A 10,532-nucleotide genomic window follows, 5' to 3' on the forward strand; every position below is an offset into this window, starting at 1 on the left:
GGCGACAAATACCCGATGGTGATCAAATCCTGGCGCAGCAAGTGGCCCACACTATCGGCCTACTTCAAATATCCGGAATACGTACGCAAGCCAATTTACACCACAAACGCCGTTGAAGCCGTGCACAGGCAGTTTCGAAAACTGACCAAAACCAAGGGTGGCTTCGCCAATGAGAACAGCTTACTCAAGCTGCTGTACGCCGGTATACTGAAGGTCTTCGAGCGCTGGGCGCACCCAATCCAGAACTGGAACCTGACGCTGTCACAGCTGGCGATCCACTTCCCGGAACGCTTGGAGAAATACATCAGTCTATGACTATTTGGCTGACACAGAATTTTGAACACCCTCAACCTGACGCTGTCACAGCTGGCGATCCACTTCCCGGAACGCTTGGAGAAATACATCAGTCTATGAGGCTATTTGGCTGACACAGAATTTTGAACACCCTCCACCAACTGTCAGACGACCGGTCAATAGGACTATCTTTGTCATCATTAAAAGTAACTGCCTGGCCGTTGTTCGCCCTAAAAATACGCTTGAACACAGCATCTGGTATTACATGAGACTTTTTGAGCGTTTTTTGTTGTAAGCAAAGAGCGCAGTTTGTCACTTGAAACTCTCTCCGAAAGCTAACGCCTGGGCTAAGCCGCCGGTACGGAGCGCAGCGTAGTACCGGTCGGCTTAAGCCCTTGGTTAGGCCTTCACCTATTCTCTGGATGTACCCTTTCCTTAAGAACATCCACAATATTCTGCGGAGAAAGGGGCTCAAAATTTAGATCTCTCACAATTGGTTTAAATACTTCCAGCATACGCCGATATGACTCGATCGAAGGACAGTGGGAATTGAAGTTCCGCCCCTTAAACTCCTCAAAACGATCCAAATCATTAACTAAGAATGAAGCTGTTCCCATATATTCAGATTCATTATTCCCATCAAAACCAGGGAATCTCGGATTTTTACCAAATGGTGCCGCTTCCTTTTCAACCCATTCTTTCTCTTCCTTGGATAGGTTTTCGTAGCTTCTCTCAATCATGCTCCACATATCGAGCACATCAAGAACTTCTTTCACAACCTCGGGAGTCTCTTGTTCCTCGAACGGTATGCCCACATACTTCCAAGGAATACTCCAAGTATTGTTGGAAAAAATAGCTGAGCGGATAAAATCAGGTTCCACCTCACCATCAACGCCAAGCTTATCGTAGATCTCGCTGAGCATTAACAGGATCAATTTTTCGCCGTCTGTAATCTTCATACACTAAACCCTTTATCTTATCGAGACGTTTTCTTTTCGTTCATCGGAGAGTTCTTTTACGAATGGCATAAAGCTGTCAATCTTGTAGTAAATGCTTTTTCCGGCGGCTTTTTTATCGTCAAAAGATTTGGCCTCAGAAAGAGCCTCGATATCGGGATGCAGGTCTTGGCATAGCTCTTTGGCTTTATTTTCGAAAAAGTCATTAAAATGAGAGCTATGCTCATTTATATATCTTGAGTATTCTTCAACGTCCTTGGCGATTGAACCACAATTCACCCCCCTAAGGAGGGACGGATTACAAGCAGGCCCCACTGTTGAAACAATTTTCAGAATCCTCGCTGTCTCTGCATGAACTTGGGACACTTCGATTAATTTTCTGCGAGTAACAATCTCGTCCCTTACTCTCTCTGCTTTTGTAGCAGCTCTAGAGGACTTGCGAGCTTCAATAAAAGCCCATATAGCACCACCAATCGATGCTATAGATCCGATAATCGATATTCCTGTCTCGATCATACTCAAACTTCCGAGTCCTTTATGGGCCTAACAATTTTATTCACAAGCCACCGGCTCTATATCATATTGGCCCTTGTTCACAGGCGCGCAATGCCACATTCTAGAAAACCTTCATTGAAATCAATTAGATAACTTACAGCTCTCTTTAAATTCAGGAGTTAAACGGGCCTGATGCTCAGTTATTTTTTTGTTTATGCAGCTCAAAGTTTTATCACTATGTCCTTTAAAGTCAATAACTTAGCGGATGCTCATCGGTGAACAAGAGCCACTGGCTACTGAACACAGGCTTAACATAGCCGTTCCTGCAACAGCGCTGCATATAAAAACAGTTCCCAAGATCTCTACCATGATCATGGATGACGTTCACCACTAGATACTCGCCAGCACATTTTTTAAACAGTGTGCAGCTACGTATTTCCTCAGAACGGCTTAATATTTAAGATCAAGCGCTCCTATACCCATTGGGTGCGGCGTTTTATCTGATTTCATTAACAATGGCACCCTCAGGAAATAGACTCCGCGGCAGATCGTCCTGTCGGGGCTGCTGACGCCACCCGTACTTGAAGATCAACAGGCGTCCGGGATCTTCTCCCCCAGCGTTCAGTACCACTCCTCCGGAAGAATCGGTGAGCAGGCCTGTGGAGCCCAGATGGACACGCCATAGGAAGGTTTGTTTCTGACTTGCTGGGCGTAGTTGCGGTCGGTTTTAACCTTGTACGCAGCCACGCCGATCTACGTCCCGCTCCCCCCTGCCTGGGGACTGGATTTCCCAGCGCCAAAACGTCAATATGCGCAGCGTAACAACCTAGGGGATGCCTCTCCCAAAAGAACCATTGTTAAGAGCAGATACATGCAAGTTGAATCCGTAGATTCCCTGTTGAAATCCAGCGGCCGCGAGGGCAGTGAGGCCCGCGTGCAGGGCTGGATCAGAACCCGTCGCGATTCCAAAGCGGGCTTGTCTTTCCTGGCCGTGCACGATGGAAGCTGTTTCGACCCGATTCAGGTGGTGGTCGAGGCGGACCTACCCAACTATCAGTCGGAAGTGCTGCGCCTGACTACCGGCTGTGCAGTGGATATTACCGGCACGCTCAAGCCCTCCGAGGGCAAGGGTCAGGCCATTGAATTGCTGGCGAGTGAGGTTCGGGTGGTCGGCTGGGTCGAGGACCCGGACACCTACCCCATGTCCCCCAAGCGCCACACCATGGAGCACTTGCGCGAGCACGCCCATCTGCGCCCGCGCACTAATGTCAGCGGCGCCGTGGCGCGGGTGCGCAACTGCATTGCCCAGGCCATTCACCGCTTTTTCCATGAGCGCGGTTTTTACTATGTACACACGCCGATCATCACCGCTTCTGACTGTGAGGGCGCGGGCGAGATGTTCCGGGTGAGCACCCTGGATCTGCAAAATCTGCCGCGCAACGACAAAGGCGAGGTGGACTTCAGTAAGGACTTCTTCGGCGAGGAGAGCTTCCTCACCGTGTCCGGCCAGCTGAACGTGGAGAGCTACTGCCTGGCGCTGTCAAAGGTGTATACCTTCGGCCCCACTTTCCGCGCGGAGAACTCCAATACCACCCGCCACCTGGCAGAGTTCTGGATGGTGGAACCGGAGGTGGCTTTCGCCGATCTCGCAGACGTGGCCAATCTGTCTGAGGAGATGCTCAAATACATCTTTAAGGCGGTGCTTGAGGAGCGCGCCGACGATATGGCCTTCTTCGCTCAGCGCATCGACAAAGAAGCCATTTCCCGCCTGGAAAACATCATCGAGAACGACTTTGCGCGCATCGACTACAGTGATGCCATCGAGATACTGGAAAAATGCGGGGAGAAGTTCGAGTTCCCTGTATCCTGGGGGATCGATCTGGCTTCGGAACACGAGCGCTATCTGGCAGAAAAGCACTTCAAGAAGCCTGTCATCGTCATGAATTATCCGAAGGATATCAAAGCCTTCTATATGCGTATGAATGATGACGGCAAAACAGTGGCAGCCATGGATGTGCTGGCACCGGGCATCGGCGAGATCATCGGCGGTTCTCAGCGCGAAGAGCGGCTGGAGAAGTTGGATGAGCGCATGGAGGAGATGAACATTCCCAAAGAGCATCTCTACTGGTACCGCGACTTGCGCCGCTACGGCACTGTGCCCCACTCCGGCTTCGGTCTCGGTTTCGACCGCATCGTGGCCTATGTGACCGGCATGGGTAATATCCGCGATGTGATTCCCTTTCCGCGCACACCCAAAAATGTGGCCTTCTAATCAGAAAGCCCCGCAAATGCGGGGCTTTTTTTATTCTGAAAGAAAGCGTCACTCCATCACTTAAACAGTGCCGCCTTTTTTCAGTTGAGCGATCTCGCTATCGCTTTTACCCAGCAGCTCTCGCAACACCTCCTCGGTGTGCTGACCAAGCAACGGCGGCGCCTGCTCGTACTCCAGCTGGGTCTCGGAAAACAAAACCGGATTGCGTACGGTTTTTACCCTGCCTGCTTTGGGATGCGGTTGTTCGACAACCATCTCCCGGGCCTTCACTTGCGGATCGGCGAAGACTTCCTCCAGCGTATTGATGGGGCCGCAGGGTACATGGGCATCGCTGAGTTTTTCCAGCCACCAGGCGGAGTCCTGCTTGCGGGTCGCCTCTTCAATCAGCGGCATCAACTGTTCCCGCGCCATCACCCGAGCGGCATTGGTGGCATAAGCAGGATTTTTGGCCAGCTCTTCTATTCCGGCGATATGGCAAAAGCGCTTGAACTGTTCGTCATTACCCACCGCGAGCATAAAATAACCGTCTCGGGAGGGCACCGCTTGGTAGGGAACAATGTTCGGGTGACCGGTACCCTGGCGCACCGGGCTTACCCCGGAGGTGAGGTAGTTCTGTGCCTGGTTGGCCAGCCAGGCGACCTGTGTGTCCAGCAGGGCCAGGTCAATATGCTGGCCAACGCCAGTTTTATCGCGGTAAATCACTGCGGCGAGTACTGCGGAAACCGCGTACATACCGGTCATCAGATCCACAACCGCCACCCCCACTTTTTGCGGGCCGGCGCCGGGTTGCCCCTCGGGCACACCGGTAATACTCATCAAGCCGCCCATGCCTTGAATCATGGCATCGTAGCCAGCTCGATTCTTGTAGGGACCTGTCTGACCGAAGCCTGTGATAGAACAGTAAATGATGCGCGGATTGACTTGTTTTAAGGAGTCATAGTCCAAGCCATACTTTTTCAGGCCGCCCACCTTGTAATTTTCGAGCACAATATCACAGTGCTGAACAAGCTCCTTGATCAGCTTCTGCCCCGCCTCAGTGGTTATATCCACGGTGATGGACTTTTTACCGCGATTGGCGGCCAAATAGTAAGCAGCATCATCCGTATCGACGCCCTTCCCGTCCTTCAGGTAGGGAGGGCCCCAGTGGCGGGTGTCATCTCCCCGCTGAGGGCGTTCAACTTTGATCACTTCGGCGCCGAAATCGGCAAACACCTGGCCGGCCCAGGGGCCGGCCAGTATGCGGCTGAGATCGAGAACTTTCAGGTGTGCGAGTGGACCTGCCATAATTTCCTCTTTTAGCTTGCCCATTCTCCCCGTGGGAGAAACCTGCGCAGCCTACCAGATTTGAACCGACGCCGCCCGATTTGAACTTAAAACGCGAATAGCCGTAAACTCACCCAAGCTATAACAATAAGGAACTGTGACATGACCACAGCGCAACCGCGAAAATTCCAATCCTTCCGCGACTTTTACCCCTTTTACCTGCAAGAGCACAGTAACCCAATCTGCCGCCGCCTGCACTTTGTCGGCACTGGCTTAGTGATCCTGCTCTTTGCCACCGCCTTGGTTACTGGCGAACTGCTACTCTTCGCTGCCATGCCCATTGCCGGTTATGGGTTTGCCTGGATTGGGCATTTCTTTTTTGAGCACAATAAGCCGGCCACCTTCAAAAACCCCTTCTACAGTCTGTGGGGGGATTTCGTGATGTTTAAAGATATGCTGCTGGGGCGGATAGCCCGCTAGAGGGCCTCTGATTCAATGGCTTTCTGTCGATAAAGAAGTTCCGGGGTAAGATGAAAAACCCTGGTGATGGGATAAACTTTTCGAAACCGACGGATGCAGTGCGCTATCCAGCAAAGTGCTTGGCGTCGTGTAAAAGCATTTTTGCTCTCCTCCCCTACTTAAAAATTCCGTATTTACGCAATTTATTGGCCACTGCCGTGTGGGATATGCCCAAACGCTTGGCGAGCTTGCGGGCGGATGGTTGTTCCGCGGCCAAGTCGGTCAACAGCGCCCGTTCCACCTGCTCCATCATCTCCCGATAACTGAGTCCGCGCCCCCAGTCCCGCCAGGGTAGCTCCGCTCTCACCGCCAGGTCGGGCAGATCCTCGGGCTCAACCCGATCGCCTCCGCGCGCCCTACAGCGACGGACAGCGACGGACAGGTAATCCTTCAGTCCATAGAAATTATCCGGCCAGTCGTGTGTGCGCAGCAGGGGCAACACATCCTCGTGGATTGGCAGTGGATCGGCCCCGCCATCGGCTGCCGTCTCTTCCCGCACTATGGCTGCGGCAAAACGCGCAAGCGACGGACGCATGGTACGCAACGGTGGCAGGCGAAGTGCCAGGCTTGAGAATAACTGCACCAGCACCGGTTGCAGGCGATCCGTTGTGGTACAAGTCGCCACCAGCCTTATTTCTCGCGGCAGATCCCAAAGATTCCGCACCAGCGCGACTTGCGCCTCGGCACTGGTGTGGTGCAGGTCTTCGAGTATCAAGGTGGCCGGGGCGCGCAAGCTCGCGGGGAGCTGCAGGCGGCCTTCGCAGGGGGTACAGCGGTAACATCCGCCACTTGCCCCCAAAGGGGACAAGTAATGCAGGGCAGCGGCAAATGTACTCTTGCCGCTACCGCACTCGCCAGCGATCAGCAGGGGGGAGCCAAGGGTGGCCATCTCTTGGAGTTGGAGACACGTCTGCCGACGCTCGCCAAAGTCCCAAAGCGCCGCGGGCCGAGGCTGTTCCGCCAGGGGCTGGCCCGAGCCCCAGGGCTGCATCGTCAACACCGCGCCGGCCAGCGAGTCCACTGCCTCGAGCTGACTTCCGGGGCAATGGCCACCGTCGGCGAGTGCGATGGGCGCCCAGTCCATGCGGTAAGAGCGACCGCGCACCACAACCGGCAAGCCGTACCGGGGCACAGTGAAGTCGCGCAATAGCTCCGCTACCTGCATCAGCGGCAAGAAACGCTGCAACTGCAGACCGGGAACCCGGTCCAGGTTGACCCCGAAAGCCCGCGCCGCGGCCAGATTGGCGGCGACCACCCGCCCCTCCCGGTCCACGGATAGCACGGGATCGGCCACATGGCGCAGCAGGGTATCCAGCTCGAAGTTGCGCCGTTCCGATGGAATCAGCGCAATGCGCCTCACCCGTTGCACACCCGGCACCTTGTACAGGGATTTCTCAATGGTTTGGTATTGAGTAGCCAGCATGCCCGGCGCCGACAGATAGACCTTGTCCCCACTGTCTCCACCCAGCTCACCAGAAGTTACGTTTATTCGGTATTCACCGAAAATATCCATAATTTCCGACAAAATACCGACTCGATTGGCGCAAGTTATCTCAATTCTCACCGTGCACCCGGCAATAATTATTTACAAAAAGTGTAGCGCTGGCGGCACTCATCTCACAAGAAAAGCCCCGCAACTCTCCCCGTAGAGCCCACTACGCCCTAAAAATAGACGCATAGATAACAACAAAGACAGAGCGGCGCGCCTCCACCCGGTCTTCCCGCCCGCAGGTGGACCGCCGCCGGGAGTACAAAGCCATGACCAAAAACGCCAAGAAACCCAGCAAATATGTGGCCCGTGAACCGGATGAAAAGGGTTTTATCCACTACACCGATTTGGAGCACGATACCTGGCAGCGCCTGATCGAGCGCCAGCTCAAAGTAATTCCCGGCCGCGCCTGCGACGAATATCTGCGCGGCCTGGAGCTGCTGGATCTGCCCCGTGATCGCATTCCCCAACTGGACGAAATCAGCTCGGTGTTGAAGCGTGAAACCGGCTGGGCAGTGGCACGGGTTCCCGCACTGATCGGGTTCGAAACTTTCTTCCGGTTGTTGGCGGAGCGCAAGTTTCCTGTGGCTACCTTTATCCGTACCCCAGAAGAGTTCGACTACCTGCAAGAACCGGATATCTTTCACGAAATCTTCGGCCACTGCGCCATGCTCACCAATCCGGCGTTCGCCAACTTCACGCAAAAATATGGCCAACTGGGCTTGAAAGCGACCCCTAAAGAACGCGCCTTCCTGGCCCGCCTCTACTGGTTTACGGTGGAATTCGGCCTGCTGCATACCGACAAGGGGCTGCGGATTTACGGTGGCGGTATCCTCTCTTCGCCAAAGGAAACCCTCTACGCCCTCGGCGACGAGCCCGAGCGCTACGACTTCGATGTGCTGGATGCCCTGCGCACCCCCTACCGCATCGATATAGTGCAGCCCATCTACTATGTGCTCAATGATTTGCAACAGCTGCAGCAACTGACCGAGAGCGACTTAATGGCAATGGTGCGGCAGGCCATGGAGCTGGGGCTGTTCGAGCCCCGCTTCCCGCCCAAGGATGCCGCCTGAGCGATAACGATTTGTCTTTCCCCGGGAGCTGGCTTCGGCCACTCCCATCTCAATTTGCCCCCCCAATTGGATACCGCGGCAACATTGCGCTACCGGCACGATCAATCGGAGCCTATCGTTACACCAGTGAGTACCGCGTGAGCCCAGACACCCCCGAGGGGGTACCGGGCGGCGCTGACTCTAAGTAATCGGGTATTTTCACAGGGGTACCGCGCCATTGACGGCGCTGCGAACGTCACTAAGGAATGCACGGCCCCGACTTCTGGGAGCTTAGTGGAACCATGTCCTTACTCGACGCCATTGATCGACAACTTCTTGCCATACTTCAGTCCGATGTCAGCCTCTCTATAGAAGAACTGGCGGACCGTGTGGGGCTGACCAAAACCCCTTGCTGGCGGCGCATACAGAAACTGGAAAAGAGTGGAATTATCCGTCGCAAGGTAGCACTGCTGAATGCCGAAATCCTGGGACTGCCAGTGTCGGTATTCGCACAGGTCAAGGCTGGCCAGCAGACTCCGGAATGGGCTGATTCCTTCGCCGCCCACATGGCAAAACTGCCGGAAGTTGTGGACTGCTACCGCATGGCCGGCGACTATGACTATCTGCTCCGAATTGTGGTCAGGGACATCGCCGCCTATGACCGCTTCTACAAAGAGCTGATCCAGCATGTGGGGATCAGCGATATTGTGTCCAATTTCGCACTGGAGCAAATTAAGAGCACAACAGAACTACCGATACCACCGGTCGAGTAGCGCGCGCCGCTGAGGGGTCCCCCTGCAGCTAACCACCACGGGATAAGAAAGCGCGCGTTCCGGCCCGCCCCACAACGGGGTGCAATGCCCACCGGCAAGGGATGTCTAGTGGCGGAACAAACTCTTTTTCAGTCATTTTTTCTGATCTTCACCGGCGCCGCCATTGTCGCTTCGCTGTTTCTTTACGGGCGACAGCCCTTATTGGTTGCCTACATTGCCCTGGGCGTACTGCTCGGCCCTTCGTGCCTGGCCGTTGTAGGCGACGTCAAGTTATTGGCGGAAATGTCGAGCATCGGCATTGTCTTTTTGCTGTTTCTACTCGGGCTGGAAATGCAGCCAAAAGCCCTGGCTTCCGTATTACGCAAGGTCACGGTGGTAGGTTTGGCCAGCTGTACCCTCTTTCTTGTCCTCGGCTTTGCCATTGGGCGGCTGTTCGGCTTTACCGATATCGAATCCTGGGTAATCGGTATGGCACTGATGTTTTCCAGCACAATTATCGGCATCAAGCTGCTACCCACCACAGTTCTGCACCACAAGTATCTGGGAGAGCTGATGGTTGGCCTGCTACTGTTTCAGGACTTTGCCGCCATCCTCTGCCTGGTGATACTGCTCTCCGGCAGCGCCGGTGCGGTGGATTTTGCACGGCTGATCCTTTCCTTCGCTGCCCTGCCCCTACTGCTCGTTTTGGCCTGGTTATTCGTAAAGTTTCCGCTGCGTCCTCTTTTCGCCCGCTTTGACCGCTTTCACGAGTATGTCTTTTTGCTCGCGCTAGGGTGGTGCATGGGGCTGGCGGAATTGGCGGAAGTACTGGGACTATCGCGGGAAATTGGTGCGTTTATCGCTGGTATTAGCCTCGCTACCAGTTCTATCTCCCAATACATCGCACTCAACCTGAAACCCTTGCGGGACTTTTTTCTGGTCATGTTTTTCTTCAGCCTCGGGGCCCAGTTCAAACTTTCGATGGTGCCGGAAATCGCCCTTCCCGCTCTGGCCACAGCCGCAGCGGTACTGACGATTAAGCCGCTGGTCTTCCGCTACCTACTGGGCAACCAAAGCGAACAGAAAGTGCTGGCCTGGGACATAGGCTTTCGACTGGGGCAAATCAGCGAATTTTCATTGCTGATTGCCTTCCTCGCTTTTAAACAACAACTGATCGGGAGTGCCGCCTCGCACCTGATCCAGGCCACGGCGATCCTGACCTTTCTGGCCTCTTCTTACATTGTGGTGCTGAATTTCCCCAATCCCATTGCCATCAGGGACGAATTGCGCAGAGACTAGGGATTAAAGAACAGGAGGTAAACCCAACCCGCCGGACCGAAGGTAACCGGCGGGCAGGATAAGCAGCGCTAGGGAACCTCTGATTAATTCGCTTCCCGACGGTAAAAATTCTTTGGAGCTAGATGAGAAGCTCAGGTGATA

At 54.4% G+C, this 10,532-nt stretch carries 10 protein-coding genes; 6 read left to right on the forward strand and 4 right to left on the reverse strand.

What is annotated here, in order from left to right; translation table 11 throughout:
- Positions 1–315: transposase (locus BM155_RS13220; protein WP_139223268.1), on the forward strand; the 315-nt coding region annotated here is incomplete at its 5' end.
- A gap of 386 nt (positions 316–701) precedes the next feature.
- On the opposite strand, the gene BM155_RS13225 is transcribed toward BM155_RS13220, so the two are convergent.
- Together BM155_RS13225 and BM155_RS13230 are read right to left on the reverse strand one after the other, a co-directional pair.
- Positions 702–1,253, reverse strand: a complete 552-nt coding sequence (locus BM155_RS13225; RefSeq protein WP_074903649.1) for a YfbU family protein — start codon at positions 1,251–1,253, stop codon at positions 702–704.
- 12 nt (positions 1,254–1,265) lie between these two features.
- Positions 1,266–1,766: a hypothetical protein gene (locus tag BM155_RS13230; RefSeq protein ID WP_074903651.1), complete on the reverse strand. Its 501-nt coding sequence runs from the start codon at positions 1,764–1,766 to the stop codon at positions 1,266–1,268.
- Between the two features lie 850 nt (positions 1,767–2,616).
- Between BM155_RS13230 and asnS the strand changes: the two genes are divergently transcribed.
- A complete protein-coding gene (asnS, locus tag BM155_RS13235; protein WP_067153065.1) occupies positions 2,617–4,017 on the forward strand; it encodes an asparagine--tRNA ligase in 1,401 nt (466 codons plus the stop codon).
- Positions 4,018–4,077: 60 nt separating this feature from the next.
- Here asnS and BM155_RS13240 read toward each other — a convergent pair whose 3' ends face one another.
- Positions 4,078–5,301 (reverse strand): CaiB/BaiF CoA transferase family protein, encoded by a 1,224-nt coding sequence (locus BM155_RS13240; RefSeq protein WP_067157659.1) that lies wholly within the window; start codon positions 5,299–5,301, stop codon positions 4,078–4,080.
- A 141-nt stretch (positions 5,302–5,442) separates the two neighbouring features.
- On the opposite strand from BM155_RS13240, the gene BM155_RS13245 reads away from it, so the two are divergent.
- The gene (locus BM155_RS13245) at positions 5,443–5,760 is read left to right on the forward strand and encodes an Mpo1-like protein (RefSeq protein WP_067153063.1); all 318 of its coding nucleotides are present in this window, start codon (positions 5,443–5,445) and stop codon (positions 5,758–5,760) included.
- 154 nt (positions 5,761–5,914) lie between these two features.
- Here the strand turns inward: BM155_RS13245 and BM155_RS13250 are convergent, their stop codons facing one another.
- Positions 5,915–7,363: a TyrR/PhhR family helix-turn-helix DNA-binding protein gene (locus BM155_RS13250; protein ID WP_139223269.1), complete on the reverse strand. Its 1,449-nt coding sequence runs from the start codon at positions 7,361–7,363 to the stop codon at positions 5,915–5,917.
- A gap of 194 nt (positions 7,364–7,557) precedes the next feature.
- Between BM155_RS13250 and phhA the strand changes: the two genes are divergently transcribed.
- The 3 genes from phhA (at position 7,558) to BM155_RS13265 (ending at position 10,391) form a co-directional block, all read left to right on the forward strand.
- Complete coding sequence (phhA, locus tag BM155_RS13255; protein WP_067157657.1) at positions 7,558–8,361, forward strand: phenylalanine 4-monooxygenase; 804 nt, start codon at positions 7,558–7,560, stop codon at positions 8,359–8,361.
- Positions 8,362–8,642: 281 nt separating this feature from the next.
- Positions 8,643–9,113 (forward strand): Lrp/AsnC family transcriptional regulator, encoded by a 471-nt coding sequence (locus BM155_RS13260; RefSeq protein WP_067153057.1) that lies wholly within the window; start codon positions 8,643–8,645, stop codon positions 9,111–9,113.
- An 84-nt stretch (positions 9,114–9,197) separates the two neighbouring features.
- On the forward strand, positions 9,198–10,391 hold the full coding sequence (locus BM155_RS13265) for a cation:proton antiporter (RefSeq protein WP_067153055.1): 1,194 nt from the start codon (positions 9,198–9,200) through the stop codon (positions 10,389–10,391).
- Positions 10,392–10,532: the final 141 nt, after the last annotated feature.

The sequence above is a fragment of the Microbulbifer thermotolerans genome (assembly GCF_900112305.1).
GTDB classification, from domain to species: domain Bacteria; phylum Pseudomonadota; class Gammaproteobacteria; order Pseudomonadales; family Cellvibrionaceae; genus Microbulbifer; species Microbulbifer thermotolerans.